The organism is Noviherbaspirillum sp. L7-7A (genome assembly GCF_019052805.1).
Taxonomy (GTDB): domain Bacteria; phylum Pseudomonadota; class Gammaproteobacteria; order Burkholderiales; family Burkholderiaceae_D; genus Noviherbaspirillum_A.
The window spans coordinates 3098340-3124548 of sequence record NZ_JAHQRJ010000001.1 but is presented as its reverse complement, the minus strand read 5'-3'; the positions used below and the strand labels follow the sequence as shown (position 1 = coordinate 3124548).

Sequence of the window (26209 nt, the reverse complement as noted above, 5' to 3'; positions counted from 1 at the left end):
CTGTTACAGCACGACCTTGACCATCGGATGCGAGCTCAGCGCGCGGTACAGGTTGTCAAGCTGTTCACGGCTGGTGGCGCGCACGGTGGCGGTCAGGGACAGGTAATTGCCCTTGGACGACGGCCGCATCTCCATGCGACCGGCGTGGAATTCCGGGTCGTGCTGCGTGACCACTTCGACGATCACTTCGGCAAACGATTCCTGCATCGCACCCATGATCTTGATCGGGAAATCGCTCGGGTATTCGATCAGGCTTTCCGGTGTGGGCAGATCGCTCAGATTCGTCAGGTTGCCGGTCTTGTTCAGCTTGTCCATCATGCGCTCCTGGTTGATTCAGGCTGCGGCTTTCGCTGCCTGGTAGGCCTCATACAACTTGGCATATATGGGGCCTGGCGCGCCGTTTCCAACAGGCTGGCCGTCGATGCGGGTAACCGGCAGCACTTCCTTGGTGGCCGATGAAATCATCACCTCGTCGGCGGCGAACACTTCCTCGCGGCTGATGCGGCGCACCTGCATCGGAATGCCCAGACCCTCGCACAGTTCCTGGATCAGGCCATAGCGTATGCCTTCCAGGATCAGGTTGTCCTTGGGCGGCCCTGCCAGCACGCCATCCTTGACGATCCAGACATTGGACGACGAGCCTTCGGTCAGCATGCCGTCGCGGAACTGGATCGCTTCCGTCACCTGGTTTTCCGCCGCATGTTGCGCCGCCAGCACATTGCCCAAGAGCGACACCGACTTGATCTCGCAATGCAGCCAGCGCTTGTCGTCCATCGTCACGCAGGCCACGCCCTTGCTGCGCACCTCGGCCGAGGGCAGCACCAGCGGATTGGTCATGATGAAGACGGTGGGCGTGACTTCCGCCGGGAAGGCATGCGCCCGGCGCGCTACGCCGCGGGTTACCTGCAGGTAGACCATCTGCTCGTCGTCCGGGCTGGCATCCACCACCTGCCGGATCAGCGCCATCCAGCCCGCAAGGTCATGCGGATTCGGTATGCCGATCTTGTCGAGGCTGCGAAACAGCCGCGCCATGTGCTGTTCGGAACGGAACATGCGGCGGCCGTAGATGGGAATGACTTCATAGACGCCGTCGCCAAAGATGAAGCCGCGGTCGAGCACCGGGATCTTGGCTTCGGACAGGGGCGTCATTTCGCCATTGAGATAGACCAGGGGATCGTTCATGTTTTTTTCAGGGGATGTGGGAATGCAGATTCTTGCATGCGCGCGCCGGGCAGTTGATGCGGATTCGGCATGACCACGTGCCAGCCGGCAAGGTACACGGGAGCGAATTATAGCGGAGCGGGAGTGATGGGACCTGCGGCAGGAACAACAGCGTCCCGGTCCAAGCAAAGAGGCAACATTGTTACAAGATGAGTTTTTTGTGCTTAATAGTTCTGGCATCAAAGGCACACTCAACCGAACCTACGGCGCCTGGCTGCCTGCCTGCTGGCTGCCAGGTTCAGGCACCACAGGTCTTCCGATGGCGCAAGCCTGCCTACTTTCCTCATCCATCATTGCGGACCCTGACATGAAAAATCATCATCGTTCCATGCTCTACAGCGCAGTTCTTTTTCTGACACTTTCTGTGGCTGCTTGTGGTGGCGGTGGGTCCGGTTCCGGCTCCAGCGCTAGTTCCAGTTCCAGTTCTGGCGACAGCGCAAGCACACCAAAAAGCCTGCCGGCGGTCCAGAGCGTGATTGACCAGAGCAATTATGTCAGGACAGCGGCGCATGCCTACCTGGGGCCGGAAAGCATGACAGGCCTTACCCAAACCAGTGCCATGCTTCTCTCGGGTGTCAGCATCGACACGAAGGTCCCTGGACTGGCAGAACTGGCCACGGATGTGCTGCGCCAGCTTGTCGGCAACCGGCCTTCCACCGTGACGGCGGTTGTGCAGTCGGCTTCCTGCCCGGGCGGCGGCACGATGAAGGTGAGCATTTCCGCCGATTCCCTCGACAGCATGCAGCCGGGCGACGTCGCTACCTTGGAAGCGAGCAACTGCGGCGTATCCGGCATGAAGATCAATGGCGGTTTGATGCTGACCTTGAAGGAAGGCAGTGCCGCCTCTGCCCTGAATGGCGCACCGCATAGCGTGATGCAGTATCGATTCACCAGCCTGTCGCTGGCGAGCGAAACCGAGAAGGCGCTGATGGACGGCGACATGACGGCAAGGTATGACCAGTCCAGCACAGGCGATATCACAGTCGTGCTGTCGGGCGACTCCTTCAGGACCAGATTGGAAAGGGATGGTGCGCTCGTGATGGACCATACCATGCTTGGATTCGAATCCAGCGCCGTTGCCACGACCACCGGACGCACTGCCAGCAGGAACTACATGCTCAGCACGAGTTCGCCTTCGTTCAGGGATTTGTATGTCGGGGTTAAAACCATCACGCCACTTGTTTACGGGGCCGGCGACAACCCGGTATCCGGTTCGATACTGGTGACCGGTGCCGCCTCGAGCGTAACCATCACGGCAGTCGATGCGGCCAGCGTACGGCTTGACCTGAGCGCCAGGGGTGACGGCGTGATCACCGAGAGCCAGACGATGCCCTGGCCTGAATTCGAGAAAGCGTTCTGAGGCCTGAAATCCCAAACCCATGCGGCAGGCCGGCGGCCTGCCGTTCTTTTTCCGGCATCGACATGCTTTTCAAAACCATTGCGGCAATGCTGGCCGCCGGCGCCCTGGCTCCATCGGCCCGTGCCCAGTGGACGCCCGCATTGGGCGTCGCGGCCAGGCAATTTACCCTCAACGAATACGATGCCGCCGGCCGCCGCATCGTGCGGGAGCAAGGCTGGCTGCCCGGTGTGGAAGGCCGCCTGGCTTACCGGAGCGGCGACTGGACGCTATCGGCGCAGGCGTCGCATTATCAGCATGACATTGGCTATCGCGGTCAGACCCAGTCCGGCGCCCCGGTGGACAGCCGCACCGACACCGCACTGACGCAATCGGGCGCCGGGATTACCTATGCGGTCAATGCCATGCTGAGCGCCTCGCTGGCCTTCGAGTTCGAGCGCTGGCGGCGTGACATCCGGGGCGTGGGCCAAGTGCTGGGACTGCAGGAGCGCACGCTGTCGCGCCGCGCGCTGCTCGGGCTGGACGCACGGTTTCCGACCACGCATGGCGAAGTGATGGCTGGCGCCGCATTGCTGCTTGCCGCGCCGGAAAAGCTCCGGGTCGGGTTTTCGGGCCAGTTCGACGATGTCTCGTTCGACACCCGCCCCGCCCATGGCATGCGGCTGGGCCTTGGCTGGCAGCCTGCCGCGTGGCCGTCGCTGGAACTGCGTGCCGGACTGGACTGGTGGAAGGTGGGACGCAGTGCGGATGCGGCGCTGGGCAGGAACGGCCGCCATGCGGGAACAGTCGCCCAGCCGGAGCATGCCTTGACCAGCATGCGGCTGGCTGTGCTTTACCGGTTCTGAGCCTAGTTCCGATGCCAAGCCGGCCAGGCAGGAAAGAGGTGATCCTCCACACTTGATGCCCTAAAAGTCGCCGGTGGCCTGCTCCGCCTCTGTTTGCGGGCGAAAGTCAAGAGGTACCGCTCTTCATGAAAAAGGCCCTGGCGACATTCTCTGTCGCCAGGGCCTTGCTTGATTCGAAGAAGCCCAGGCAAGCCGCCCAAGCCATCACCGCATCACTTCATCATCAGCCGTACCGAATCCCAGGCCCGGCCGAAGATGCTGGCCTCGTTCACCTGTTCCAGCGCCAGGAGCGGCGCCTCGGTGATAGTCTTGCCGTCGGCGACCATCTTCAGCGTGCCGACCCGGCTGTTCTGGGCAATCGGCGCCACCAGCGGGTCCTTGCGTTCGACCACCGGCTTCATCTTGTCGGCCGTGCCCTTGGGCACGGTCACGTACATGTCGCGGTCGAAGCCCAGCTTGACTTCCTTCTGCGAGCCTTTCCAGACTTCCGGCGTGGCCACTGCCTGGCCCTTGGCGTACAGCTTGACCGTGTCGAAGTTCAGGAAGCCCCAGTTCAGCAGCTTCTGGCTTTCCTGCGCCCGCACCGAGTCGGACCGGGTGCCCAGCACCACCGACACCAGGCGGCGCTCGCCGCTGGTGCCGTTGGGACGATGCGAGGACGCGATCAGGCAGTAGCCGGCGGCCTGGGTGTGGCCGGTCTTCATGCCGTCCACGGTCGGGTCCAGCCACAGCAGGCGGTTGCGGTTGGGCTGGGTGATCTTGTTGTAGGTGAAGCTCTTGGTCGAATAGATCTTGTACATCTCCGGGTAGTCCCGGATCAGGCGCGCAGCCAGCACCGACAGGTCGCCCGCGGTGGAATAGTTGTCCGGGCTGGGCATGCCGGCCGCATTGGCGAAGCGGGTGGACTTCAGGCCCATGCGCTCGGCTTCGCGGTTCATCAGCACCGCGAAGGCATCCTCGGTGCCCGCCACTGCTTCGGCCAGCGCCACCGCGGCGTCGTTGCCGGACTGGACGATCAGGCCGTACAGCAGGTCCTTGATCGACACCGGCGTGGCCGGCTCGATGAACATCTTGGAGCTGTCGCCCGACACCTTCCAGGCCTTCACCGACACATTGACCATCTGGTCGAGCGTGAGCTTCTTGTCCTCGATCGCCTTGAACACCAGGTAGGCGGTCATGATCTTGGTCAGCGAGGCCGGCTCGATGCGCAGGTCGGGCTCCTGGGCGGCCAGCACCTGGCCGCTGGTGGCGTCGAGCAGCAGGTAGGAGCGGGCGGCCACGGTGGGCGCGGGCATGGTCTGGGCGACCGCGGCGGAGAGGGTCAGGACGGAAGCGGCAAGCGCCGCGAGAATCTTTTTCATGGAGTTGGACAGGATGACAACGCGCCGGACTGGCAGCGCGAGCGGTTGAAAACGAAGGTTCGCATTATAGAGCGGATTGGGCGCGCCAAATCCGCTTTGGCCTTGCAAATGCCTGCATGCAGGCGCTTTGCCTGACTTTGCCTGAGACAGGCGCCTATCTGTGCCACATCGCCGTCACCAGGTTCTTGATGTGCTGGAGCTTGCGATGGAAAAAATGGTCGGCGCCGGGAATCACGATCACCGGGATGTCCTGCGGACGGGCCCAGTCCAGCACCGCCGGCAGCGGGATGGTGTCGTCCTGCTCGCCATGGATGAGGATGGTGTCGGCCGGGATGTCGGGCATGGCCCACTTGCCGGCGGCCGCGCCCACCAGCACCAGGCGCTCGGCCGGCTCGCCCTGTTCCTGCAGGCGTTGCTGCAGCTGCGCCTGGACGAAGGTGCCGAAGGAAAAGCCCGACAGCGCCGCCGGCAGGCCGGGAAAGCGCTGGCGCATATGGGCCAGCAGCAACGCCATGTCGTCGGTCTCGCCGGCGCCTGCGTCATGCACGCCGGCGGATGCGCCGACGCCGCGGAAGTTCATGCGGGCCGTGGCATAGCCCAATGCGACGAAGGCGCGGGCCAGGGTCTGCGCGACCTTGTTGTCCATGGTGCCGCCATACAGCGGATGCGGATGCGCCACCAGCGCAATGCCGCGCGGCGACGGGAACTGCGCGCTGTCGGGCAGGTCGAGCGCGCACTCGATCGTGCCGACGCTGCCGGCAATGGTGAAGGGCTGGGTATGGGCATTCATGGCGGGCTCAGATCTTCAGGCGTTCGACCACCTTGCCGCCGATCAGGTCGGAGTCGATGATCTCGTCGATATCGCTGTTGTCGACGAAGGTGTACCAGGTGCCCTGCGGATAGACCACCAGCACCGGGCCTTCCTCGCAGCGGTCCAGGCAGCCGGCCTTGTTGATGCGGATCTTGCCCTGGCCGTTCATGTCCAGCTTCTTGATGCGGCGCTTGGCATGCTCCTGCGCCGACTGCGCGCCGCGATCGGCGCAGCAGGGGCGTCCGTCCTCGCGGGCATTCATGCAAAAGAAGACATGCTTTTCGTAATAGGGTTTTTCAGCTTGGTCGCTCATGGGGATTCGATTCGGTGGACTGCTCTGCGGAAGGGGGATGATACACCGCGGGGCAGGGGCTTGCAGGCGCGGCGTCGATGCCAGCTTGCGCAATCCGTTGCGGCCATGTCGTGGCAGAATCGGTGCTCAGGGCGCGGCAAGACCCGGCAACAAGACAATAAGACCTGACAAGCCGCGCCTTCCATTCTTCATCTCCGAGACAAGGTGAATCCATGCATGCTTCCGACGCATTCCTCGCCGCGCGCGACTTCCTGCAGCGCCATCGCACCGACTACGACACTGCCTGGCGCGACTTCCGCGCCCCAGCGCTGGACCGCTTCAACTGGGCGCTCGACTTCTTCGACCGCCAGGCGAGCGACAACCATGCACCGGCGCTGTGGGTGGTGGAGGAGGATGGCTCGCAGCAGAAGATCTCCCATGCCGAAATGGCCGCGCGCTCCAGCCGCACGGCCAATTACCTGCGCGGCCTGGGCGTGGCGCGCGGCGACCGGGTGCTGCTGATGCTGCCCAACCGGGTGGAGCTCTGGGAGCTGATGCTGGCCTGCATCAAGCTGGGCGCGGTGATGGTGCCGACCACGATGCTGGTGTCGGGCGACGACCTGGCCGACCGGCTGCAGCGCGGCGCGATCCGGCATGTGGTGGCGCAGTCGTCCGAGGCCGCGAAGTTCGAGGGCATGGCCGGCAGCCATACCCGCATTGCCGTGGGCGGCAAGGTGCCGGGCTGGCATGACCTGGCCGACGCCGCCGGCGCGCCGGCCGCCTTCGCGCCGGACGGCGACACCCTCGCCAGCGATCCGCTGCTGCTCTACTTCACCTCCGGCACCACCTCGCGGCCCAAGCTGGTGCTGCACAGCCACCAGAGCTATCCGGTCGGCCATCTGTCGACGATGTACTGGATCGGGCTGGAGCGCGGCGGCCTGCACTGGAACATCAGCTCGCCCGGCTGGGCCAAGCATGCCTGGAGCTGCTTCTTCGCGCCCTGGAACGCGGGCGCCACGGTGTTCGTCTACAACTACGCCCGCTTCAATGCTAAGGAGGTGCTCGATGTGATCTGCCGCTGCGGCGTGACCTCGCTGTGCGCGCCGCCGACCGTCTGGCGCATGCTGATCCAGGAAGACCTGGCCGCCTTCAAGGTGCCGCTGCGCGAACTGGTCGGCGCCGGCGAGCCGCTCAATCCGGAAGTGATCGAGCAGGTGGAACGGGCCTGGGGCCTGCGCATACGCGACGGCTTCGGCCAGTCGGAAACCACGGCGCAGATCGGCAATCCACCCGGCCAGCCGATCAAGCCCGGCTCGATGGGACGGCCGCTGCCGGGCTACCGCATCGCGCTGCTGGATGCGGACGACCAGCCGGCCGACGAAGGCGAGATCTGCATCGACCTTGCCGAACGGCCGCAGGGGCTGATGCTGGGCTATGAAGGAGACCCGGCCAAGAGCGCCGACGTGATGCGCGGCGGCTTCTACCACACCGGCGACATCGCCCGGCGCGACGCCGACGGCTACTACTTCTACGTCGGCCGCAATGACGATGTGTTCAAGGCCTCGGACTACCGCATCAGCCCGTTCGAACTGGAAAGCGTGATGATCGAGCATGAAGCCGTGCTGGAAGCGGCCGTGGTGCCCAGCCCGGATGCGCTGCGGCTGTCGGTGCCCAAGGCCTACATCACGCTGCGCGCCGGCCATGCGCCCGACCAGGCCACGGCCGCATCCATCTTCCGCTATGCCCGGGAAAAGCTGGCGGCCTACAAGCGCATCCGCCTGATCGAGTTCGCCGAACTGCCCAAGACCATCTCGGGCAAGATCCGGCGGGTGGATTTGCGGCGGCAGGAAGAAGGGCGCTCGCAGCGGCGCGAGGGCGAGTTCAGGGAAGAGGACTGCGCGTAGGCCTGGACTGCTTCTGGCCGGCGCACCAATGGCGGACAAGTGAGCGCGATGCCGCCGCTCGGATACGGCAGCGGGGCAAGAGCGGAGGTCAGCAGGCTGCTGCCAGGGTGTAACAAATTACAACTGTTCTGGCCGGCAATCGGCCCTTGCAATTATCCTTTGGCAACGATGACTGCCGCCGCGCCCGATCGGGCGCGGCGGTTCGTGCAACCCTCCGACCCAAAGGTTTTTCCATGCGCATCACCCTCCGACCGCTTTCCGCCGCCGTCCTGCTCGCCGCCACGCTGGCCACCACCGGCTGCGCCAACATGTCCCATCGCGACAAGAACACGGTCATCGGCGCCGGCATCGGCGGCGTGGCCGGTTCGGTGCTGACCGGCGGCTCGGCGATCGGCACCGTGGGCGGCGCGGCGGTGGGCGGCTTTATCGGCAACCAGGTCAATACCGGGCGTCGGCGTTAGGACGCTGCATCCGGCGCCGGCTTTTTCCGCCGGTGCACCGGGTGATACAGGAACCACAGCGTAATGAAGGGCCAGGCCAGCGTCAGGAATTGCGCGGCGCCGTTGAAGTTCAGGAATTTGCCCTGCACCCAGGTCTGCAGCGTGGACAGGAAGTAGGGATTGTCCGGCGCGATATTGGCCACCGCCAGGCTCAGGATCAGCGCCAGCGCCGCGACCCGGCGTTGCGCCACCTGCGGCGCGAACGCCAGGCCCGACAGCATGATCAGGCCGATCAGGAGGCCGCCCTGGGCGCCGGGCGTGATCCAGGCGAAGGCATTGTCCGGCGAGAACAGCAGCGCGCTGGCCAGTGTCTTGGTGGCCAGCGCGGCCAGCAGCAGGGCCGCCGCCAGCGCCAGCCGCGGCGCGCGCCGGCGCGTCAGGCACAACAGCGTCAGCAGCGCGCCGGTCAGGCCGCAGGCGGTGATGATGGTTTCCGACAGCCAGTACTGCTCGGCGCTGAGTTCGGCGTCGCGCCGCAGCAGCGCGCCCAGGTCGATATCCACCGACCACAGTTCCGACAGCCATTCCGAAAGGATCGGCAGCAGCTGGCCATGGCCGAACAGATAGGCCTGCGGATAGATTTGCGCCATCGGCCACAGGCCCAGCACGATCAGGCCGCGGCTGGCCTCGGCCAGGAACCAGCGGCTGCGCAAGGCCAGCAGGCGGCTCTGCTCCAGGAAGGCCGGCGTGAGCAGCGCGCCCAGCAGCGCGCCTAAGGCAACGCCGGCGGCATTGGTGAAGAGGTCGAGATTGGACGGCACCCGGCTCGGCAGGAAGTTCTGGCCGGCTTCCAGACCGGCCGACAGCAGCGCGCCGAGCAGGCAGGCCGGCAGCACCGCCCAGATGCCGCGCAGCCGCGGATACATTGAAAACACCAGCAGCACGCCCAGCGGCATGTAGCCGATGATGTTGGTCAGCAGGTCGAACCGGGTCCAGTAATAGGGCAGCGGCGCCGACAGGAAGCCCAGCAGCGGCAGGCCATTGCTGCGCCAGCCCGAGAACGGATACCAGCTGGCATAGACGATCAGGAATACATAGAACAGCAGGCCGCCGCGGGCAAACACCGAGCCGGTGTCGCCGCTTGCGGACTGTTCCTGGTTGTCTGTCTCAGCCATGCAGCGGGCCGCTCAATGCGCCAGGCCGAGGCTGGCCAGCCATTGCAGCATGTCGTCGATCACCGCGTCGCTGGCGGCGGCCAGCGCGGCCACGCCGCCTTCGACATCGGCGCTGGGCGCCGGCGCGCGGCGCAAAAAGCTTTTCTGGCCCAGCAGGCGCCGGCCGTCCAGTACCGACAGCCGCATGGCCACCAGGCCCGCGCTCTGGCCGGCGCTGGTAAAGACCTGGCTGAATTCCTCGGCTTCCAGGCGCAGCACCGGCACGCCGGCGGCGCCGTCGGAAGCAGACAGCAGGGTGCCGCCGCCCTGCACGATGCGCGACTTCAGGCGCTGCGCGAACAGCTGCGCCGGCGGCATGCTCCAGCGGCTGTTGGCATAGGGCCTGGGCTGGTGCTGGCTGGCATAGTTCAGGCGATAGAAGATGGCCGGCGAGTCCAGCCATTCCGGCGTGTCGATGTCGGCCAGGGCCAGCGGCGGCAGGGCCGGGATCGCCGCCGCCGGCGGCGCCAGGCCGAGGTCGAACAGGCCGGGCTGCGGCTTCTTCATGCTGGTGCAGCCGGCAAACAGCATGCAGGCCAGCAGCAGGGCAATCAGGCGGGATGTTGGAAAAGTCATGGCTCGTGGTGCTGTTTTCATAAGCATGTCAGTTGCCCGGCGGCGCGATGAAGCCGGCTTCGCCCGGCCCGGGCGGCACGCCGGCGCCGCCGAACAGGATGCTCTGCGGCCGCTCGTTCAGGCTGTTCAGGGTGCGGTTGAGTACCCGCAGCGAGCCGCGGATGTCCGAGGTCAGCGGCAGCACCTCGCGCTCAAAGCGATTGGCCAGCACGCTGACATCGTCGGCCGCCGCGCCGATCCTGGCGACCGGATTGCCGGGCGCCTGCAGGCTGGCGGCAAGCGTATCGGCGGTGCGCGACAGCTTGCCCAGCGAGGCCAGCGAGCGCTGCGCTTCGGCCATCAGCGCCGGCATCGCTTCCAGCGTCGGCGCCAGCTGGCGCGGCAGCGCTTCGATCGCCGCCGCGGCATTGCCGACCCTGGTGATGGTCGACAGGATGGCCTGCTGGTTGTCCGGGTTGAGCATCACGTTCATGCGCTTGGTCAGTTCCTCGGTCTGCAGCAGGATCGCCAGGCCGCGCTTCTGCAGGCTGTCGAGCAGGCTGGGCCGCAGTTCGATGCGCGCCACATGGGCTGCGCTGCTTTCCACCCCGGCCGGGTCGCTGCCGTCGTCGTCGAGCTGCACATAGGCCAGGCCGGTCACGCCCTGGTAGCCGAGCGTGGCGAAGGTGGAGCGGGTGACCGGGGTGTCGGGCCGCACGCTCAGGTCGATCAGCACCTGGCCCGGCACCTGCGGGTCGAAGCCGATGCGGCTGACCCGGCCGACGTCGAGGCCGCGGTAGCGCACGGTTGCCTGCGGATTCAGGCCCGGCACCGACAGCCGGGTGGCGATCTGGTAGGGCACCCGCACCTCGCGGTCGCGGTTGAGCCAGACCGCGCCCAGGATGACCGCCGCCAGCATGGCGATGGTGAACAGGCCCGCGATCATCGCGTGCGACTTATTTTCCATAGTGATGCTCTTTCATGTCGCGCATGCCCTGCAGCGCGCGCAGGCCGCGCTGGCCAAGGAAATAATCATGGATGAAGGGGTGGTCCACGCGCACCACCTCGTCGGCGCTGCCGAAGGCCACCAGGCGCCGGTCGGCCAGCACCGCGATGCGGGAGGACAGCGCCAGCAGCGTGTCGAGGTCATGGGTGACCATCACCACGGTCAGGCGCATTTCCCGGCGCAGCATGGCGATCAGGTCGACGAAGGCTTCCGACAGCGCCGGGTCGAGGCCCGCGGTCGGCTCGTCCAGGAACAGCAGTTCCGGCTCCAGCGCCAGCGCCCGCGCCAGCGCGACACGCTTGACCATGCCGCCCGACAGGTCGGCCGGCATGCGCGCCGCCTGCGACGCAGCGATGCCGACCATCTGCAGCTTGAGCAGCGCGGCGTCGCGGATCAGGTCTTCCGGCAGCGCGCGCAGCTCGCGCATCGGCTGGGCGACATTGTCGAATGCCGACATCGCCGAGAACAGCGCGCCATGCTGGAACAGCATGCCCCAGCGGTTGCGCAGCGCCTGCAGGGTGGCGCCGTCTGTCCGGTGGATGTTGACGCCGAACACCTGCACCCTGCCGGCGCTGGGCCGTTCCAGGCCCAGGATCTGGCGCAGCAGCGTGGTCTTGCCGGAGCCGGAGCCGCCGACCAGCGAGACTACCTCGCCGGCGCGCACGTCCATGGAAAGGTTGTCATGCACGGTCACGTCGCCGAAACGGGTGGTCAGCCCGTCGATGTCGATTACGGGCTGGCTATGGGTATGAGCCTGATCGGACGCCGCCATCAGTAGTAGCCTACCCGGTTGAACACGATGGCAAACACCGCGTCGGCCAGGATCACCACCGTGATGGCGGTCACCACCGAGGTGGTGGTGCCCTGGCCCAGGCTTTCGGTATTGGGCTCGATGCGCAGGCCGAAATGGCAGGCCACCAGTGCGATCAGGCCGCCGAACACCACGCCCTTGCCCAGGCCGATCCAGTAATTGGCGATCGGCACCGCGCTCGGCAGCTTCTGGATGAAATAGGCCGGCGCCATGTCGAGCTGGATATTGGCCGCGGCCATGCCGCCAATCAGCGCCATGGCGTCGGTCCAGACCACCAGCAGCGGCATCACCAGCGCCAGCGCCAGCACCCGCGGCATGATCAGCCGGAAACCGTGCGGCAGGCCCATTACCAGCATCGCGTCGAGTTCCTCGGTGACCCGCATCACGCCCAGCTGCGCGGTGATGGCCGACCCGGAACGGCCGGCTACCAGGATCGCCGCCAGCATTGGGCCCAGTTCGCGGATGATGCTCATGCCCAGGATGTTGACCAGGTAGATGTCGCCGCCGAAGGTGTGCAGCTGCTGCGCCGACAGGTAGGACAGCACCACGCCGATCAGCACGCCCACCAGCGCGGTGATGCCCAGCGCCTGGTAGCCGATATGGTAGACATTGGCCGAGAGTTCTTTCCATGGCCCGTGCCGCGGCCGGCGCGCGAAGCGGCCCAGGTCCAGCACCAGCTGGCCGACCAGGCCCAGCATGCCGGCCAGGTGGCCGCCGAAGCGGCGCGCCGCGCCGGCCAGCGAGACGATGGAGAACCAGGGATGGCTATCGCCCGCCGGCAGCGCCAGCGTGCCGGCCTGTTCCAGGCGCCGGAAAAATTCCTCCTGGCCGGGCGCAAGCGTCAGCCGGCCCGGACGCCGCCGCCCCCAGGCATTCCACAGCATCTGGGCGCCGATATGGTCCAGCGCGCTGATGCCGGACAGGTCCCAGGCCAGCGCCGCCGGCTGCGGCAGCTGGCGCAGCGCCGCCCGCAGCGCGCCCATGGCGGCCGGCTGTGCCAGCGCCTGCACCTGCCAGTCGCCGCTGGCGGCCACCGTGGCCGCGCGCAGGCCATCGAGCCGCAGCATCGGCGCGGCTGGCGAGGCGGGCATGACGGGGGAGGAAAGCGGGGGTTGCGAAGCTGGCATGGGCGCAGTGTAAGTTACCGGGCCGGTTTCGTCATGCCCGCGCCGCCGGCGCATCCGGTTCCACCAGCGCTTCCCGGTTCCGCCGCCGCTCGCCTGCCGTTACAATGCGCTGCATGACTTTCCTGCCCTCCCCGCAGCAACTCGCTTCCCGCGCAACCGGCCCGGCGCGCCTGGTCGCGCTCGAATGCGTTGCCGAAACCGGATCGACCAATGCCGACCTGCTGGCGCGCGCGCCGCGTCTTTCCGGCCCGGTGCTGCTGCTGGCAGGGCACCAGACCGCGGGCCGCGGCCGTTCCGGCAGAACCTGGCAATCGGCCGCCGAGGCCAGCCTGACCTTTTCCCTGGCCTGGAAATTCCATCGCGCGTTGCCGCAGCTGGTCGGCCTGCCGCTCGCGGTCGGCGTGGCGATTGCCGATGCGCTGCGCGACAGCGGCGTGCAGGCGCAACTCAAATGGCCCAATGACGTGCTGCTCGATGGCCAGAAGCTGGCGGGCGTGCTGATCGAGACCAGCGCCGCGCCGGAGGGCGTCTGGGCGGTGGTGGGGATCGGCATCAACCTGGCGCTGCCGCCGGCGCTGGCGGCGCGCATCGACAGGCCCGCGGCCGCGCTGCCGCCGCAAGCCATCGACCGCGAGGCGCTGCTGGCGGCGCTGCTCAATGCCCTGGCGCAAGCGCTGGCCGACTTCGACGCCGCCGGCCTTGCGCCCTTCATTGCGCGCTGGAATGCGCTGCATGCCTGGCGCGGCGAGGCGGTGGCGGTGCTGGACCAGGGGCAGGTGCGCCAGCAGGGCACTGCGCTGGGCATCGACGACGCCGGCCGGCTGCTGATCGACACCGCCGACGGCCAGATCGCCGTGCTGTCCGGCGACGTGTCGTTGCGCCGTCTGGATCCGGGGGCCTGAATGCTGCTGCTGATCGATGCCGGCAATACCCGGGTCAAATGGGCGCTTGCCACCGCCGCCACCTATGCCGGCACCGGCTTTTCGCGCGACGAACTGGGCAAGTGGATCTGCTCCGGCGTGGTCGAGCGCGATGCGCTGGGCCAGCTGGTGGAAGTCTGGCGCGGCCGCCAGGTGGCGCGGGTGGTGCTGTCCAACGTGGCCGGCGAAGGCATGCGCGACAAGCTCGACCAGCTGCTGCTGCGCGCCTTCGGCGCCCGGCCGATCGCCATCGAATGGTTCCGCCCCGCGCCGCTGCTGGCGGGCGTGCGCAACGGCTACCGCAATCCGCTGCAGCTGGGCGCCGACCGCTTCGCCTCGGCCATCGGCGCGCATGCGCTGTATCCGGGCGAGGCGCTGATCGTCGCCACCTGCGGCACCGCCACCACGGTGGACGCGATCACGCCGGACGGGGTTTTCCTGGGCGGCATGATCCTGCCGGGCCTGGGCCTGATGGCCAGTTCGCTGGCGAAGAACACGGCGCAACTGCCGCAGGTCGATTCCAGGATCGACATCGTCACGCCCTTTGCCGACAACACCACCGACGCCATCATCAGCGGCTGCGTGGCGGCCCAGACCGGCGCCATCGGCCAGGCGCTGGCCGCGCATGCCGCGCAGTACCGCGAGGTGCGCTGCATCCTGTCCGGCGGCGCGGGGCGCATGCTGGCGCCGCACCTGGACCATCCCAGCGTGCAGATCGACAACCTGGTGCTGATCGGCCTGCAGACCATGGTGATGAAGCAGAATTCATCATGCTGAAATTCGTTCTGGGTGCGCTGCTGGTGGCCAATCTGGCGATGTTCGTGATCGAGCGCGGCGAGCCGGCCGGGCATGAGCCGGCCCGCATGAAGAATCAGCTTTACCCCGACCGCATCCGGCTGCTGCCGGCGACCGCCAGCGCGCCGGCCGCCGCTGCCGACGCGCCGGCCGCACCCGTGGCAGCTGTCGCCACCGCTGCGGCGCCGTCTGCGGCAACGGCAGCCGCGGCAGCCGCCTGCGTCGAGCTGGCCAGCTTCACCGCCGCCGAAGCCGGCCGCTTCGAGGCGCGAATGGCCGAACTGGGCCTGGCCGACCGGGTCTCCCGGCGCGACGTGCCGACGCCATCGAGCTACATGGTGATGATTCCGCCGCAGGGCAGCCGCGAGGCGGCCGACGCCAAGACCGAGGAACTGCGCCGGCTGGGCATTACCGACACCTTCATCATCCAGGACAATTCGGCGCGCCGCTGGGGCATCGCGCTGGGCACCTTCCGCAGCGAGGAGGCGGCGCAGTCGCACCTGGCGGCGATGAGCCGGCGCGGCGTGCGCACCGCGCGGGTGGAGCAGTTCGGCACCGGCCCGGCGCGCATCGCGATCCAGCTGCGCGGGCTGGACGCGGCGGCCGAGGCGCAGATCACCCGGGCGCGGGCGGAGTTTCCGCGGCAGGAGGCGCAGGGCTGCGGCTAGGAGGGGAATAGCCCGGCTGGCTCAGGCCGAATAAATTCATGCATGCCCGGATGCAGGCAGCGCCGATGCACTGCCCAGTCACTGCGTCTTTCATCGTTCATGCCTTGCCGATGCTCGCGGCCGCTGTCGGGAAGTGTGAGGTCCCTGCGACCGCACCGGCAAAGTAACCGTGCGTCAGGGCTTTCCGGCCTAGTCGGGTCTTCACGCCGCTTGCCGTGCGCCATGCTTGCGCAGCAGGTCGGCGATGCTGTCGTGTCCAAGCTGAATGGCGAGGCCCAGCGCGCCCGTCTGCGCTTCCTGGTCGGCGGGCGCACCGTGTTCCAGCAGCAGTGACGTCATCCCGAGGTCTCCATGGTAGACAGCCCGCTGCAGCGCATCCATCAGCAGCAGCGGGGGGCAGGGGTGGCTTTTCGCATGCCGCAGCATGGACTCCACCATGTCATGGTGTCCGGATTCAACCGCTTCCTGAAAGGCCGATTGTTCTCCGGGCGGTATGGTGCAGGGGTTGGCATCGGCACGCGACAACCGGTCGACCATTTCCGGATCCTTCCTCTGCACGGCAAACCGAATCGCATTGCGCCCGTTGTCTGTGGCGTAATGCACATCGGCGCCCGCGTCGAGCAGCAGGCCGGCGATCTCATGTTGCTTGTGCAGCACGGCGGTCAGCAGGGGCGTCAGTCCGCTCAGACTGCTGGCGCCCGACACCGCGATGTTCGGATCGGCACCGGCGGCAAGCAGGGTCTGCACAAGCCGGGGATGATCATTCTGGACGGCGAGGGAAAGCGGCGTGAAGCCAGAATGGTCCAGTTGGTTCAATGGCGGCGCCTTTTTGAGCAGCATGCCGACGACCTCCACATTCTCTGCCAGGACTGCCATATGCAGCGCGGTCAGGCCTTCATGGTTGGCGGAATCGACGCGCGCGCCAGCTTCCAGCAGGCGGCGTACGACATTTGCCTGTCCCATCCGGGTGGCCACGATCAGCGCCGTGTTTCGATTGGCGTCGGCGTCATTGACATCCGCACCGGCTTGCAACAGCGCATCCACCTGGCGCAGGTCGCCGTGATAGGCGTGCACAGCCAGTGCGGATTCGACGGAAAAGGTCCGACTGGCGCCTTCGGGCGTGGTTGAGGGTGCGCGTGCCTGTTTCCTGTTGCCGGGTTCCGTTTGCAATTCGGAGGAGGCTGAAACGCCGGTTCGAGTGGTGCCGGCATCAAATCTGAACGACACGCCGCCTGTGCCCGCGCCGTCCTGATTGACCGGCCCACTGCCGCCATCCCGGTAACAGGATGGCTGGCCGTTTGCCGGCTGCGCGCAGTCTGGCGCGCCAGCTGTCGCTGTGGGAAACCGCAAGCCTGCGTCGATTGCCATTGCCAGCCGTGACAGCCTATCCACCAGCATGCCGGCCTGGCGCATGCTTTCCCTGGCAAGGGCCGTGCATGTCTGCCCGGTTCGTTCGATCAGGCCAGGGGAGGTACTTGGTACGGACGTTGCCGGCAGCAGCCGACCATGCGTATTCAGGAAGTGGCGAATGGCGGCGCGCCGGCCGTCTTCCTGGCTGGCCGGGTGCAGCAGTGGCCGGCGGCAGATGGCGTCGGCTGCGAAAGCGTGGCTGCTTTCAATGGCATAGCCGGCGGCCATGGCGCCGGCATTCGAAACAATCGGGTAACGGCTTGTAGTGGTCTGGCGGCAGGACATGAAGATTCCTTGAAGAGACAGGCTGCATGGGGAAAGGCATCGGGCCGTTGTTGGCGAGGCATGCGGTGAGGTCTCTTGCCTGCGCTCCGTATCTCATCGGATTACGTGGACTACGGCCTGCTTGCGTCGTGTTGCCATTTCACGCGTCAGCAATGGGAGGGCATCCGAAGTGCGTATTGCTTATCGAAGTGGCCGGCGTGTGTAACAGAAGTCCCTGCCCGGTTGCGCCGGCAACCGTGGGGCCGGCCCATCCGGCAGGCGCCTGTTATAGCGCCCCGAAGGATGCAGCTTCGCCCGAACCGGCCGGACGTGGCCGGGGCGACGAAGTTCGCATCCCCGTCCCGAGATTGATCACACGCCCCGGGCGCCGCGCGTTTCGCCAGTCTTCATGCCGGCCCGTCCAGGCCTTCCATCCACGCCTTCAGGCAGGCAGGGCAAAGGCAGCGGCCGTCGTCGGCGTCGGGCAGGCTGTCAGCGGGCAGCGCCGGCAGCGCGGTGCACCAGCATGGGGTGTCCAGCGCCTCCACCATGCCGCATTCAAAGTCGGCGCCGCAACGGCTGCATGTGCTCATCGATATCCTTTTGAAAATGGTCGGGAAAACCTGCTTGTCAGACTTGAAACGCCTTGTTGCAATTTATCCGATATCCGGCCATTTTTTACGGAAAAATCCGCCAGGGGCGCCTGGGCTTTCGTTGTAAAATCGCGCCCATCTCTCAATTTGGAACAGTCATGACCGATTTCGCCGACCTGTCGCAGGTGTCATCCGGCATCAAGGCCGAGATTCTTGCGCAAGCCTTGCCCTACATCCGCAAATTCCACGGCAAGACCATCGTCGTCAAGTACGGCGGCAATGCGATGACCGAAGAGCGCCTGAAGCACGGCTTCGCGCGCGACGTGATCCTGCTGAAGCTGGTCGGCATGAACCCGGTGGTGGTGCATGGCGGCGGGCCGCAGATCGACAATGCGCTGAAGAAGATCGGCAAGCAGGGCACCTTCGTGCAGGGCATGCGCATCACCGACGAGGAAACCATGGAAGTGGTGGAGTGGGTGCTGGGCGGCGAGGTGCAGCAGGACATCGTGATGCTGATCAATCACTACGGCGGCCAGGCGGTGGGCCTGACCGGCAAGGACGGCGGCCTGATCCGCGCCCGCAAGATGCAGATGCCGGACCGCGAGAACCCCGGCCAGTTCCTCGACATCGGCTATGTCGGCGAGATCGAGGCGATCAATCCGGCGGTGGTCAAGGCGCTGCAGGACGATGCCTTCATTCCCATCATCTCGCCGATCGGCTTCGGCGCCGACGGCCAGGCCTACAACATCAATGCCGACCTCGTGGCCGGCAAGATCGCGGAAATCCTGCATGCGGAAAAGCTGATCATGATGACCAACATCCCGGGCGTGATGGACAAGCAGGGCAATCTGCTGACCGACCTGTCGGCGCGCGAGATCGACGAGATGTTCAACGACGGCACCATCTCCGGCGGCATGCTGCCCAAGATCTCGTCGGCGCTGGACGCTGCCAAGTCGGGTGTCAATACGGTTCACATCGTCGACGGCCGCATCGAGCATTCGCTGCTGCTGGAAGTGCTGACCGAGCAGGCCTTCGGCACCATGATCCGCTCGCACTGATAACGCGTTTTCCGATACAGGCGCGGCGTTGCCGCGCTTTTTTATTTCATGCCCAAGCTGACCTGGCTGTTCGACCTCGACAACACCCTGCACAACGCGTCGCACGCGATCTTCCCGGCGATCACCGCCAACATGAATGTCTATATCGCGAAGGTGCTGGAACGAAACGGCATGGCGGCCACGCCGGAGGCGGTGAACGCGGCGCGGCTGGCTTACTGGCAGCGCTATGGCGCAACGCTCCTGGGCATGGTGCGCCACCATCAGGTGCGGGTCGACGACTTCCTGCATGAGGCACACCAGTTCGACGACCTCGCCGCCATGATCCGCGCCGAGCGCGGCCTGGGCAGGCTCCTGGCCCGGCTGCCGGGCAGGAAGATCCTGCTGACGAATGCGCCGCGCCGCTATTCGCAGGAGGTGCTGCGCCATCTCGGCCTGCACCGCCATTTCGCCCAGCATGTGCCGATCGAGGCGATGACGGTGCACCGGCAGCTGCGGCCCAAGCCGTCACGGCTGATGCTCAAAAGGCTGATGGCCAGGAACCGCCTGGTGCCTGGCCGCTGCGTGCTGGTGGAAGACACGGTCGGCCATCTGAAGGGCGCGCGCCAGCTCGGCATGCGCACGGCCTGGATCACCCAGTACCTGCCGGCGCAGGCAGTCCAGCGCCAGCACAGCAGCGCGCACCGGGCGCTGGCGCACACGCGCAAGCCAGGCTATGTGGATGTGAAGCTTCGGTCGGTGATGCAACTGCCGCGGCATTTGCGGCGCCTGCGCTGAGGACAGGTTCAAAAGGAAAGCGCTTTTCCGGCTTTCAACACGCCGTGTAGCGGCATTGACCATATCCCGCCCGGGGTTCCGGCAAGCTCAACCGTATCTCCGGCCTCTTGTATAGTGTCGGCTTCGCCGTTGCGGCGCAGCATATGTGTGTCTGTCGCCGCCGCATCCGATTCAGCCATTGCGCCCCATTCCTCTTCAGAAAAGGAGCTCCATGCATCGTCGTGACCTGCTCAAGGCATCCGCCGCGCTGGCCCTGGCCGGCATTTATTTGCCCCGGCCCGCTGCCGCCAGCGACACCCCGACCCGACTCAAAACCCTGGGCAAGGCCCAGTCCTTCGACTACGCCTGGCTCAAGGGCCGCGCCCGCGAGATGGCGCAGCAGCCGTACAAGCCCGTGACCGACCAGCTGCCGCCCCGGGTGGCGGCGCTGGACTGGGACCAGTACCAGGCCATCGGCTACCGTGACGACCATGCGCTGTGGGCCAACGACAAGCTGCGCTTCCAGGTGAAGTTCTTCCACCTCGGCCTGTTCTTCAAGCAGCCGGTGCAGATCCATGAAGTGGTGGACGGCATGGCCCGCGAACTGGCCTATGACCCGGAAATGTTCAACTACGGCAAGAGCGGCCTGAAGGGCGGCGAACTGCCCAGGGACCTGGGCTTTGCCGGCTTCCGCGTCAATTTCCATACCGATCTCACGCGAGACATCACCGCCTTCCTCGGCGCCAGCTATTTCCGTGCGGTGGGCGGCGAGTGGCAGTATGGCCTGTCGGCGCGCGGCCTGGCGATCGACACCGGCATGGAGCGGCCGGAGGAATTCCCGATGTTCCGCGACTTCTGGCTGGAACGGCCAGGCAAGGATTCGAGCAAGCTGGTGGTCTATGCGCTGCTCGATTCGCCCAGCGTCGCCGGCGCCTACCGCTTCGAGATCGTGCCCGGCGCCACCACCGCGATGGATGTCGACGCCGCGCTCTATCCAAGGAAGGCCATCGAGCGGCTCGGCATCGGCCCGCTGACAAGCATGTACCAGTACGGCGAGAACGACCGCCGCATGGCCAATGACTGGCGTCCGGAAATCCATGACAGCGACGGCCTGGCCATGTGGACCGGCAGCGGAGAATGGATCTGGCGGCCGCTGGCCAATCCGCCGCAGCTGCGCTTCAACGCCTATGCCGACAACAATCCGCGCGGCTTCGGCCTCTTGCAGCGCGACCGCAATTTCGAGCATTACCAGGATGACGGCGTGTTCTACGACCGCCGGCCCAGCCTGTGGGTCGAGCCCAAGGCGGGCTGGGGCAAGGGCTCGGTACAGCTGGTGGAAATCCCGACGGTGGATGAAACCTTCGACAACATCGTCGCCTTCTGGAACCCCGAAGAAAAGCCGCAGCCGGGCCAGGAACTGCTGTTTGGCTATCGCCTCCACTGGGGCACGAAGATGCCGGCCGTGCCCAATCTCGCCACCGTGGTCGCAACGCGTACCGGCGTCGGCGGCGTGATCGGCCAGAAGCGCAAGTACTTCTCCTGGCGCTTCGCCATCGATTTCGCCGGCGGCGATCTGGGACTTCTAAGCAGCAAGGCGGTGGTCAAGCCGGTGATCACGGCCAGCCACGGCACAGTGGAAATCACCTCGGCGCGGCCGCTGGACTCGGTGAAGGGATACCGGGCCATGTTCGACCTGAAGCTGGCCGACACCGACAAGGCGCCCGTCAACCTGCGGCTGTATCTGGAAGTGGATGGCCAGCCGCTGACCGAGACCTGGCTGTACCAGTGGACGCCGCCGACGGACCGGAGTTTTGCATAAATGACGCGGCGCGGCCGGGATGGGGAAAAGGCTGTTGCCTCATCATTGCCATCACTTGATCAGGTGCCGCGGCGACGGCATTCCCTCGGCGTGCAGGTTTTTTGATATACACTTCATATATCATTGAAATGGGGAAAACGATGGCACGCATCCTGGTAGACCTGCCACAGCCTTGTGTGGAAGAACTCAATGCGATCGCGGCTGCTGAAAAGTTGCCGCGCGCCGAAGTGATCCGACGTGCCGTTGCCGCTTATGTGGACCAGCATCGGCCCTCTACTGCCGATGTTTTTGGCATCTGGAAGAACCGTGGCATCGATGGCGTCCAGTATCAGGAGGATATGCGTTCGGAATGGTAAGCGCTCTTTTCGATACCAATATCCTGATTGATTTCCTGAACGGCATCGAAGCAGCCAGAGAGGAAATCGCATTGTATGACGACAAGGCCATTAGCCTGATCACCTGGATGGAGGTCATGGTGGGCGCTGGAAAAGATGCCGGCCGTATCAAGACCTTTCTATCAGGGTTCAGACTGGTGGCGATCGATAGCGATGTTGCGGCGGAAGCGGTCCGGATACGCCAGGGCCGAAAAATCAAGCTGCCCGATGCCATCATCCTGGCTTGCGCCCGAACCAGCCACAGGCTGCTCATCACCCGAAACACCAGGGATTTTCCGTCAGGCGTCGAGGGTGAAGTGCGTACCCCTTACGTGCTCGGGAAATCCTGATCCCCCCTCACGCCGCCTGCCGCGCGCCTTCCCCGAACCAGGCCTGCGCCACCAGGTATTCCAGCCCCACTGCCAGCGCCATCAGCGCGGCGCCGACCGCCAGCATCATGGAAGGCGACATCGTCACCGACAATGCCCAGAAACCCAGCAGCGAGGCCATGCGCAGTACCCAGAGCGTGACCTCGCGCACCACGATGCGGTCGCCAAGGTCGCCGTGGATATCCAGCGCGCGCTGGTTCAGCACATGCTCGCTGGCGCCCAGGAAGGGGCCGGCGGCGGCCTTGGCGATCAGGTGGACCACGAACAGGCCCGGCAGCCAGGCGCTGCCGGCCAGGAACAGGAAGGCCATCGCCATGGCCAGGCAGGAGCCGCCGAGCCAGGAGCCGCGGTTGTCGACATCGCGCTTCTTCGCCGACAGGTAGAGGCCCACGCCGCCGGCCAGGCCGGCGACGGTGGCGACCCAGCCCAGCGCGGTGGCCGAGCCCATTGCGCGCGAGGCGCCGATCGAGGTGACCGCCTGGCCCAGGCCGAACAGGCCCGACTCGAGGAAAAACAGCGGCAGGCAGGCCAGGAATTGCGGCTGCCTCACCAGCGCGAACGGCGCTTTCAGCGGTTGCAGCGGCGCATCCGGCATGCCGCGTCCGAGCCGCCAGGCGGCCAGCAGGCAGGCCGCGCCGTACAGCGCATACAGCAGGCGGGCGCTGTTGCCGGTCTGGGCCAGCAGCATGGTCGCCACCAGCGTGGCCACGATGCCGCCGGCCACGCCCAGTGCGCCCGCATGCGAGGCGTAGCCGTCGCGCTGGCTGTCCGACAGCAGTTGCATTTCCAGCCAGTGGCGGGCGCTCCAGGTCAGGCCGAGAAAGCCGCCAAAGGCAATCGACAATGCCCATACGGTCTGGTTGCCGGACAACAGCACCACGCCCGGCAGGAAAAAGCCCAGCTTCATCAGCGTCTTGCCGCCCAGCCCCAGCCGCGGACCGAGGCCATAGGCCAGCACCGCGGCGATCATTGCCACCGTCAGCAGCAATGCAGTGAATTCGAACATTGCTTCATGGCGGCTGCCACCCATCAGGAAAAAACCGATGAAGCCGGACAGGGTGCCGACTGCGCCCTGCAATGTGACGAAAGGCAGCAGGCTGCGTTCTTGTCTTGAAATGAGCATGAAAGAAGAAAGAATTAGTCACCAGACGACACGCATGCGCCCGGAAAAGTGCATTGAGGAAAGTTGACAGGCTAGGGGAAATGCTTCGATGCAGCAATGCAATAAAGAAACTTTTGCTGAAAAACGACACGACAATGCAGAGGAAAAACGACGGCCTGCCTTACCATGCCGGCATCCGGATCAACTACCGAATGCAATGAATGACCTGATCACATACTGGCAGCCACGGCTGGCGGCCATCGCCCAGTCAGCCACGGGCGACGATGGTGCCCATGACCTGCAGCACTTGCACCGGGTCTGGCAAAGCGCCGCCAGGCTGCTGGCCCGTTCCCCTGAAGCCGACGCCCTGGTGGTCCTGGCCGCCTGCTATCTGCATGACCTGGTGAACCTGCCGAAAAACCATCCGCAGCGCAGCGCCGCCTCGCGCCAGGCGGCCGCGCTGGCGACGGTAAAGCTGTCGCAGGCCGGCTTTCCGCCGGACCGGCTGGCGGCGGTGGCGCATGCGATCGAGGCCCACAGCTTTTCCGCGGCGATTGCGCCGCGCACCCTGGAAGCGCGCATCGTCCAGGATGCCGACCGTCTGGATGCGCTGGGCGCGATCGGCCTGGCGCGGCTGTTCTACACCGCCGGCCGCATGGGCTCGGCGCTTGCGCATGCGGACGATCCGGGCGCCATGCATCGCGAACCGGACGACCGCGCCTATGCGCTCGACCATATCGAATGCAAGCTGGCGACCCTGCCGGCCACCATGCAGACCGCAGCCGGCCAGGCGCTGGCCAACGAGCGCCTGGACTGGCTGCGGGCATATCGCGACCGGTTTATCGAGGAGTGGGGCGGGGCTGCGGCAGGGAGTTAATCCGCCTTGTCGCGGAAGGCCAGCTGCTGCGCGACGAAGCCGTCGAAGGCCCGCAGCAGCGGCCGGTAGCGGGCCGCATTCCCCTCCAGCCGGGCCAGCGCATGGCAGACCGCTTCCAGCGTCGACAGCTGCCCCGGCTTGTGCGCCTTCCTGATCAGGTACTGCGATGGCGGCGGCGCCGACAGCGGCAGCCGGGGCAGGGCCTGCAGCGCCGGGTTCAGCGCCAGCATCTTGCGGCTCTTGCGCCAGGTCGCGTCCAGCACCACCAGCCGCGGCGGCGGGCCGTCAGGGTCGGGCAGATAGGACGGTGCGTCCGGTGCCCCGGGATACAGCAGCACTGGCTGGGTCTTTCCGGCTTTGGCACCATGGAGCAGCGACTGCAGCTGGTCGGGCGGGAATGCCTCGCCCACGGCTACGGTATGTCGTGCCAGGGAGAGCCGCAGCAGGGCCAGGCTGTTCTTGGCATGGCCGGTTTCCAGCGGATGCTGCAAGAGGAGTACACCCACCTGGTTGGCGGTTGGCGCTGCCCACGGGCAGATGCAGGCGCGCGCCGGGCGCAGGCAGGTGAGGCAGACGGGGCGGGAAGGCGCGGATGACATGGCTGGGGGATGCCCGCGTGTCCGGGCAATCGTGAAAGGGAAGGACTATATCGTTTCCGTTGAGGCCATACTCATCCCAGCCATGCCACAGCCCGCGCCGCCAGCGGCAGCAGCAGCGAGGCGATCAGCACCTGCAGGCCCAGCGCAATGCCGGCATAGGCGCCGGCATCGGCATGCACCTGCAGTGCGCGCGCCGCGCCTATGCCGTGGGAAGCGGTGCCAAGCGCGAAGCCGCGCACCGCCCAGTCGCGCACGCCCAGCAGGTCGAACAGGTACTTGCCCGACAGCGCGCCAACCATGCCGGTCAGCACCGCGAACACCGCCGCCAGCGCCGGTATGCCGCCCAGCCGCTCGGCAATGCCCATGGCCACCGGCGCCGTGGTGGACTTGGGCGCGAGCGAGCGGATCACATCGGCCGGCAGGTCGAATGCCCAGGCCAGCAGCACCGCGCTGCCGGCGGCTGCCGCGCCGCCCACGGTGGCGGCCAGCACCAGCGCCATGCCGCGGCTCCTGAGTTCGCTGCGGCGCTGCCACAGCGGCCAGCCCAGCGCCACCACGGCCGGACCCAGCAGCACATGCACGAACTGGGCGCCGGCGAAATAGGTCTGGTAAGGCGTGCCGGTGGCCACCAGCACCGAGCCCAGCGCCAGCACCGACCACAGCACCGGGTTGGCCCACGGCGCATGGTCCAGCCTTTCATAGGCCCATTGCACCAGCACATACACCACCAGCGTGGAGGTCAGCCCGAACAGCGGCGCGGAAGACAGATATACCCAGAGCTGGACGAACTCACTCATGGCCGCGCTCCCGGTCGGCGCGCCGCAGAAGCGTGCGCAGCGTCAGGGCCGTGACCGCCAGGCCGATCCAGGTCGATAGCACCACCACGACCAGCAGGCGCATGCCATAGGCCGACACCAGGTCCAGATGGGCAATCACGCCCACGCCGGCCGGTACGAAGAACAGCGACAGGTGATTGAGCAGCAGCTGCGCCGCCGCCGCCACGGCTTCGCGCAGCGGCGTCCATTGCACCACCGGCCACAGCAGCAGGAGGCCGATCACGGGGCCGGGTATGGGAAGGGCAAGCAGGCGGCTCAATCCTTCGCCGCAGGCTTGCAGCAACAGCAGCAGGGCAAATCCGCGCAGGGCATTCATGGCATCGGCCGTCGTCAAATGAAAAATTATAGGGTGCAGGACGTGAAAGGCGTTGCGCCTTGTTTGCCGACATTTGGCGAACGCAGGAAATTTGCCCGACCGCCGTTGCCGACCCCGGCTTGCCTCCACGGCTGTGTAATCGCCTTGCGTCATCCGGCAACGTTTCACCTTCCGCCACGCAATCCGTACCAGCCATGTGTGGCGGCTTCTTCCTGCCGGCCTCATATTCCTGGTAATTCACGGTAAAGACAGTCACCTGCGAACGCCTTCAAAAGCCGAAATGAAGGTGGCGATGCGGCCCAGGAACCAGCGTCGGCGTGAAATTGCCGTAACGGCGGTAAATTTCAGGAATGGTTTCCCGGATTCCAGCGCTATCCGCCTCGCATCCTTTTCAACGTGTTGCAGCTGATTTCTCGAATAACCGCTAAACGTTCGAATTTCACGAACGCCCTCTGCAATTTGGTTTCTTAAATTTTGTACCAAATAATTCAA

31 protein-coding genes are annotated in these 26209 nt (G+C 66.0%); 13 read left to right on the top strand and 18 right to left on the bottom strand.

The window, feature by feature from the left end; translation table 11 throughout:
- Positions 1-3: 3 nt before the first annotated feature.
- Positions 4-288, bottom strand: a complete 285-nt coding sequence (locus KTQ42_RS14215) for a DUF493 family protein (RefSeq protein ID WP_249222948.1) — start codon at positions 286-288, stop codon at positions 4-6.
- A gap of 45 nt (positions 289-333) precedes the next feature.
- Positions 334-1182 (bottom strand): D-amino acid aminotransferase, encoded by an 849-nt coding sequence (locus KTQ42_RS14210; protein ID WP_217346093.1) that lies wholly within the window; start codon positions 1180-1182, stop codon positions 334-336.
- Positions 1183-1360: 178 nt separating this feature from the next.
- On the opposite strand from KTQ42_RS14210, the gene KTQ42_RS14205 reads away from it, so the two are divergent.
- Together KTQ42_RS14205 and KTQ42_RS14200 are read left to right on the top strand one after the other, a co-directional pair.
- Positions 1361-2581, top strand: coding sequence for a hypothetical protein (locus tag KTQ42_RS14205; protein WP_217346092.1), 1221 nt, complete (start codon positions 1361-1363; stop codon positions 2579-2581).
- Positions 2582-2643: 62 nt separating this feature from the next.
- Positions 2644-3423 carry a hypothetical protein gene (locus tag KTQ42_RS14200; RefSeq protein WP_217346091.1) on the top strand — a complete coding sequence of 260 codons (780 nt, stop codon included), beginning with the start codon at positions 2644-2646 and terminating at the stop codon, positions 3421-3423.
- A 212-nt stretch (positions 3424-3635) separates the two neighbouring features.
- Here the strand turns inward: KTQ42_RS14200 and KTQ42_RS14195 are convergent, their stop codons facing one another.
- From KTQ42_RS14195 to KTQ42_RS14185, 3 genes are all read right to left on the bottom strand, one after another.
- Positions 3636-4784, bottom strand: a complete 1149-nt coding sequence (locus tag KTQ42_RS14195) for a D-alanyl-D-alanine carboxypeptidase family protein (RefSeq protein ID WP_217346090.1) — start codon at positions 4782-4784, stop codon at positions 3636-3638.
- 154 nt (positions 4785-4938) lie between these two features.
- The gene (locus KTQ42_RS14190; RefSeq protein WP_217346089.1) at positions 4939-5574 is read right to left on the bottom strand and encodes an alpha/beta hydrolase; all 636 of its coding nucleotides are present in this window, start codon (positions 5572-5574) and stop codon (positions 4939-4941) included.
- Positions 5575-5581: 7 nt separating this feature from the next.
- A complete protein-coding gene (locus tag KTQ42_RS14185; RefSeq protein ID WP_194713904.1) occupies positions 5582-5908 on the bottom strand; it encodes an NAD(P)H-dependent oxidoreductase subunit E in 327 nt (108 codons plus the stop codon).
- A 212-nt stretch (positions 5909-6120) separates the two neighbouring features.
- Between KTQ42_RS14185 and KTQ42_RS14180 the strand changes: the two genes are divergently transcribed.
- Positions 6121-7791, top strand: coding sequence for an AMP-binding protein (locus tag KTQ42_RS14180; protein WP_217346088.1), 1671 nt, complete (start codon positions 6121-6123; stop codon positions 7789-7791).
- Between the two features lie 233 nt (positions 7792-8024).
- Entirely contained in the window at positions 8025-8252 is a 228-nt protein-coding gene (locus KTQ42_RS14175; RefSeq protein ID WP_217346087.1) for a glycine zipper 2TM domain-containing protein, read from the top strand.
- Here the strand turns inward: KTQ42_RS14175 and KTQ42_RS14170 are convergent.
- Genes KTQ42_RS14170 through KTQ42_RS14150 form a run of 5 tightly spaced genes read right to left on the bottom strand, consistent with a single transcriptional unit; the run spans position 8249 to position 12884 of the window.
- Positions 8249-9406: a VanZ family protein gene (locus KTQ42_RS14170; protein WP_217346086.1), complete on the bottom strand. Its 1158-nt coding sequence runs from the start codon at positions 9404-9406 to the stop codon at positions 8249-8251. The two genes, KTQ42_RS14175 and KTQ42_RS14170, sit on opposite strands and share 4 nt — an antisense overlap.
- 12 nt (positions 9407-9418) lie before the next feature.
- Positions 9419-10021 carry an ABC-type transport auxiliary lipoprotein family protein gene (locus KTQ42_RS14165; RefSeq protein ID WP_217346085.1) on the bottom strand — a complete coding sequence of 201 codons (603 nt, stop codon included), beginning with the start codon at positions 10019-10021 and terminating at the stop codon, positions 9419-9421.
- Positions 10022-10049: 28 nt separating this feature from the next.
- Complete coding sequence (locus KTQ42_RS14160; RefSeq protein ID WP_217346084.1) at positions 10050-10967, bottom strand: MlaD family protein; 918 nt, start codon at positions 10965-10967, stop codon at positions 10050-10052.
- The gene (locus KTQ42_RS14155) at positions 10957-11778 is read right to left on the bottom strand and encodes an ATP-binding cassette domain-containing protein (RefSeq protein ID WP_217346083.1); all 822 of its coding nucleotides are present in this window, start codon (positions 11776-11778) and stop codon (positions 10957-10959) included. The genes KTQ42_RS14160 and KTQ42_RS14155 overlap by 11 nt, the downstream gene beginning before the upstream one ends.
- Positions 11778-12884 (bottom strand): ABC transporter permease, encoded by a 1107-nt coding sequence (locus tag KTQ42_RS14150; RefSeq protein ID WP_249222947.1) that lies wholly within the window; start codon positions 12882-12884, stop codon positions 11778-11780. Before KTQ42_RS14150 ends, KTQ42_RS14155 begins: the two co-directional genes overlap by 1 nt.
- 173 nt (positions 12885-13057) lie before the next feature.
- Here KTQ42_RS14150 and KTQ42_RS14145 point away from each other — a divergent pair, with 173 nt between their 5' ends.
- The 3 genes from KTQ42_RS14145 to KTQ42_RS14135 are packed head-to-tail and all read left to right on the top strand — an operon-like array spanning position 13058 to position 15327.
- Entirely contained in the window at positions 13058-13846 is a 789-nt protein-coding gene (locus KTQ42_RS14145) for a biotin--[acetyl-CoA-carboxylase] ligase (protein WP_217346081.1), read from the top strand.
- Positions 13847-14641 (top strand): type III pantothenate kinase, encoded by a 795-nt coding sequence (locus KTQ42_RS14140; RefSeq protein WP_217346080.1) that lies wholly within the window; start codon positions 13847-13849, stop codon positions 14639-14641.
- Positions 14635-15327 carry an SPOR domain-containing protein gene (locus KTQ42_RS14135; protein WP_217346079.1) on the top strand — a complete coding sequence of 231 codons (693 nt, stop codon included), beginning with the start codon at positions 14635-14637 and terminating at the stop codon, positions 15325-15327. Before KTQ42_RS14140 ends, KTQ42_RS14135 begins: the two co-directional genes overlap by 7 nt.
- A 201-nt stretch (positions 15328-15528) precedes the next feature.
- On the opposite strand, the gene KTQ42_RS14130 is transcribed toward KTQ42_RS14135, so the two are convergent.
- On the bottom strand, positions 15529-17022 hold the full coding sequence (locus KTQ42_RS14130) for an ankyrin repeat domain-containing protein (RefSeq protein WP_217346078.1): 1494 nt from the start codon (positions 17020-17022) through the stop codon (positions 15529-15531).
- Between the two features lie 386 nt (positions 17023-17408).
- Positions 17409-17594, bottom strand: coding sequence for a cysteine-rich CWC family protein (locus KTQ42_RS14125; RefSeq protein WP_217346077.1), 186 nt, complete (start codon positions 17592-17594; stop codon positions 17409-17411).
- 158 nt (positions 17595-17752) lie between these two features.
- Between KTQ42_RS14125 and argB the strand changes: the two genes are divergently transcribed.
- Both argB and KTQ42_RS14115 read left to right on the top strand, forming a co-directional pair.
- Positions 17753-18652, top strand: coding sequence for an acetylglutamate kinase (gene argB / locus KTQ42_RS14120; protein ID WP_217346076.1), 900 nt, complete (start codon positions 17753-17755; stop codon positions 18650-18652).
- Positions 18653-18700: 48 nt separating this feature from the next.
- Positions 18701-19426 carry an HAD-IA family hydrolase gene (locus KTQ42_RS14115; protein ID WP_217346075.1) on the top strand — a complete coding sequence of 242 codons (726 nt, stop codon included), beginning with the start codon at positions 18701-18703 and terminating at the stop codon, positions 19424-19426.
- Between the two features lie 8 nt (positions 19427-19434).
- Here KTQ42_RS14115 and KTQ42_RS14110 read toward each other — a convergent pair whose 3' ends face one another.
- Complete coding sequence (locus KTQ42_RS14110; protein WP_217346074.1) at positions 19435-19605, bottom strand: hypothetical protein; 171 nt, start codon at positions 19603-19605, stop codon at positions 19435-19437.
- Between the two features lie 32 nt (positions 19606-19637).
- On the opposite strand from KTQ42_RS14110, the gene KTQ42_RS14105 reads away from it, so the two are divergent.
- The 3 genes from KTQ42_RS14105 to KTQ42_RS14095 all read left to right on the top strand — a co-directional run bounded on the left by KTQ42_RS14105 (position 19638) and on the right by KTQ42_RS14095 (position 21948).
- Positions 19638-21224, top strand: coding sequence for a glucan biosynthesis protein D (locus KTQ42_RS14105; protein ID WP_217346073.1), 1587 nt, complete (start codon positions 19638-19640; stop codon positions 21222-21224).
- A gap of 140 nt (positions 21225-21364) precedes the next feature.
- On the top strand, positions 21365-21580 hold the full coding sequence (locus KTQ42_RS14100; protein WP_217346072.1) for a ribbon-helix-helix domain-containing protein: 216 nt from the start codon (positions 21365-21367) through the stop codon (positions 21578-21580).
- Positions 21574-21948 (top strand): type II toxin-antitoxin system VapC family toxin, encoded by a 375-nt coding sequence (locus KTQ42_RS14095; protein ID WP_217346071.1) that lies wholly within the window; start codon positions 21574-21576, stop codon positions 21946-21948. The genes KTQ42_RS14100 and KTQ42_RS14095 overlap by 7 nt, the downstream gene beginning before the upstream one ends.
- Before the next feature lie 7 nt (positions 21949-21955).
- On the opposite strand, the gene KTQ42_RS14090 is transcribed toward KTQ42_RS14095, so the two are convergent.
- Entirely contained in the window at positions 21956-23110 is a 1155-nt protein-coding gene (locus KTQ42_RS14090) for a hypothetical protein (RefSeq protein ID WP_217346070.1), read from the bottom strand.
- A gap of 196 nt (positions 23111-23306) precedes the next feature.
- Between KTQ42_RS14090 and KTQ42_RS14085 the strand changes: the two genes are divergently transcribed.
- Entirely contained in the window at positions 23307-23966 is a 660-nt protein-coding gene (locus KTQ42_RS14085) for an HD domain-containing protein (protein ID WP_217346069.1), read from the top strand.
- Here the strand turns inward: KTQ42_RS14085 and KTQ42_RS14080 are convergent.
- The 4 genes from KTQ42_RS14080 to KTQ42_RS14065 all read right to left on the bottom strand — a co-directional run bounded on the left by KTQ42_RS14080 (position 23963) and on the right by KTQ42_RS14065 (position 26209).
- The gene (locus KTQ42_RS14080) at positions 23963-24565 is read right to left on the bottom strand and encodes a tRNA-uridine aminocarboxypropyltransferase (protein ID WP_217346068.1); all 603 of its coding nucleotides are present in this window, start codon (positions 24563-24565) and stop codon (positions 23963-23965) included. The two genes, KTQ42_RS14085 and KTQ42_RS14080, sit on opposite strands and share 4 nt — an antisense overlap.
- Before the next feature lie 71 nt (positions 24566-24636).
- Positions 24637-25362 (bottom strand): LrgB family protein, encoded by a 726-nt coding sequence (locus tag KTQ42_RS14075; RefSeq protein ID WP_217346067.1) that lies wholly within the window; start codon positions 25360-25362, stop codon positions 24637-24639.
- Entirely contained in the window at positions 25355-25717 is a 363-nt protein-coding gene (locus tag KTQ42_RS14070) for a CidA/LrgA family protein (protein WP_217346066.1), read from the bottom strand. Before KTQ42_RS14070 ends, KTQ42_RS14075 begins: the two co-directional genes overlap by 8 nt.
- Positions 25718-25969: 252 nt before the next feature.
- Positions 25970-26209: a hypothetical protein gene (locus KTQ42_RS14065; protein WP_217346065.1), complete on the bottom strand. Its 240-nt coding sequence runs from the start codon at positions 26207-26209 to the stop codon at positions 25970-25972.

What these genes read in the sequence shown, in the direction of transcription:
- KTQ42_RS14210 (WP_217346093.1), bottom strand. Translation starts at nt 1,182, where the DNA reads ATGAACGATCCCCTGGTCTATCTCAATGGCGAAATGACGCCCCTGTCC.
- KTQ42_RS14200 (WP_217346091.1), top strand. Translation starts at nt 2,644, where the DNA reads ATGCTTTTCAAAACCATTGCGGCAATGCTGGCCGCCGGCGCCCTGGCT.
- KTQ42_RS14195 (WP_217346090.1), bottom strand. Translation starts at nt 4,784, where the DNA reads ATGAAAAAGATTCTCGCGGCGCTTGCCGCTTCCGTCCTGACCCTCTCC.
- KTQ42_RS14190 (WP_217346089.1), bottom strand. Translation starts at nt 5,574, where the DNA reads ATGAATGCCCATACCCAGCCCTTCACCATTGCCGGCAGCGTCGGCACG.
- KTQ42_RS14185 (WP_194713904.1), bottom strand. Translation starts at nt 5,908, where the DNA reads ATGAGCGACCAAGCTGAAAAACCCTATTACGAAAAGCATGTCTTCTTT.
- KTQ42_RS14180 (WP_217346088.1), top strand. Translation starts at nt 6,121, where the DNA reads ATGCATGCTTCCGACGCATTCCTCGCCGCGCGCGACTTCCTGCAGCGC.
- KTQ42_RS14175 (WP_217346087.1), top strand. Translation starts at nt 8,025, where the DNA reads ATGCGCATCACCCTCCGACCGCTTTCCGCCGCCGTCCTGCTCGCCGCC.
- KTQ42_RS14170 (WP_217346086.1), bottom strand. Translation starts at nt 9,406, where the DNA reads ATGGCTGAGACAGACAACCAGGAACAGTCCGCAAGCGGCGACACCGGC.
- KTQ42_RS14165 (WP_217346085.1), bottom strand. Translation starts at nt 10,021, where the DNA reads ATGACTTTTCCAACATCCCGCCTGATTGCCCTGCTGCTGGCCTGCATG.
- KTQ42_RS14160 (WP_217346084.1), bottom strand. Translation starts at nt 10,967, where the DNA reads ATGGAAAATAAGTCGCACGCGATGATCGCGGGCCTGTTCACCATCGCC.
- KTQ42_RS14155 (WP_217346083.1), bottom strand. Translation starts at nt 11,778, where the DNA reads ATGGCGGCGTCCGATCAGGCTCATACCCATAGCCAGCCCGTAATCGAC.
- KTQ42_RS14150 (WP_249222947.1), bottom strand. Translation starts at nt 12,884, where the DNA reads ATGCTGCGGCTCGATGGCCTGCGCGCGGCCACGGTGGCCGCCAGCGGC.
- KTQ42_RS14145 (WP_217346081.1), top strand. Translation starts at nt 13,058, where the DNA reads ATGACTTTCCTGCCCTCCCCGCAGCAACTCGCTTCCCGCGCAACCGGC.
- KTQ42_RS14140 (WP_217346080.1), top strand. Translation starts at nt 13,847, where the DNA reads ATGCTGCTGCTGATCGATGCCGGCAATACCCGGGTCAAATGGGCGCTT.
- KTQ42_RS14135 (WP_217346079.1), top strand. Translation starts at nt 14,635, where the DNA reads ATGCTGAAATTCGTTCTGGGTGCGCTGCTGGTGGCCAATCTGGCGATG.
- KTQ42_RS14130 (WP_217346078.1), bottom strand. Translation starts at nt 17,022, where the DNA reads ATGTCCTGCCGCCAGACCACTACAAGCCGTTACCCGATTGTTTCGAAT.
- KTQ42_RS14125 (WP_217346077.1), bottom strand. Translation starts at nt 17,594, where the DNA reads ATGAGCACATGCAGCCGTTGCGGCGCCGACTTTGAATGCGGCATGGTG.
- argB (WP_217346076.1), top strand. Translation starts at nt 17,753, where the DNA reads ATGACCGATTTCGCCGACCTGTCGCAGGTGTCATCCGGCATCAAGGCC.
- KTQ42_RS14115 (WP_217346075.1), top strand. Translation starts at nt 18,701, where the DNA reads ATGCCCAAGCTGACCTGGCTGTTCGACCTCGACAACACCCTGCACAAC.
- KTQ42_RS14110 (WP_217346074.1), bottom strand. Translation starts at nt 19,605, where the DNA reads ATGGCTGAATCGGATGCGGCGGCGACAGACACACATATGCTGCGCCGC.
- KTQ42_RS14105 (WP_217346073.1), top strand. Translation starts at nt 19,638, where the DNA reads ATGCATCGTCGTGACCTGCTCAAGGCATCCGCCGCGCTGGCCCTGGCC.
- KTQ42_RS14100 (WP_217346072.1), top strand. Translation starts at nt 21,365, where the DNA reads ATGGCACGCATCCTGGTAGACCTGCCACAGCCTTGTGTGGAAGAACTC.
- KTQ42_RS14095 (WP_217346071.1), top strand. Translation starts at nt 21,574, where the DNA reads ATGGTAAGCGCTCTTTTCGATACCAATATCCTGATTGATTTCCTGAAC.
- KTQ42_RS14090 (WP_217346070.1), bottom strand. Translation starts at nt 23,110, where the DNA reads ATGCTCATTTCAAGACAAGAACGCAGCCTGCTGCCTTTCGTCACATTG.
- KTQ42_RS14085 (WP_217346069.1), top strand. Translation starts at nt 23,307, where the DNA reads ATGAATGACCTGATCACATACTGGCAGCCACGGCTGGCGGCCATCGCC.
- KTQ42_RS14080 (WP_217346068.1), bottom strand. Translation starts at nt 24,565, where the DNA reads ATGTCATCCGCGCCTTCCCGCCCCGTCTGCCTCACCTGCCTGCGCCCG.
- KTQ42_RS14075 (WP_217346067.1), bottom strand. Translation starts at nt 25,362, where the DNA reads ATGAGTGAGTTCGTCCAGCTCTGGGTATATCTGTCTTCCGCGCCGCTG.
- KTQ42_RS14070 (WP_217346066.1), bottom strand. Translation starts at nt 25,717, where the DNA reads ATGAATGCCCTGCGCGGATTTGCCCTGCTGCTGTTGCTGCAAGCCTGC.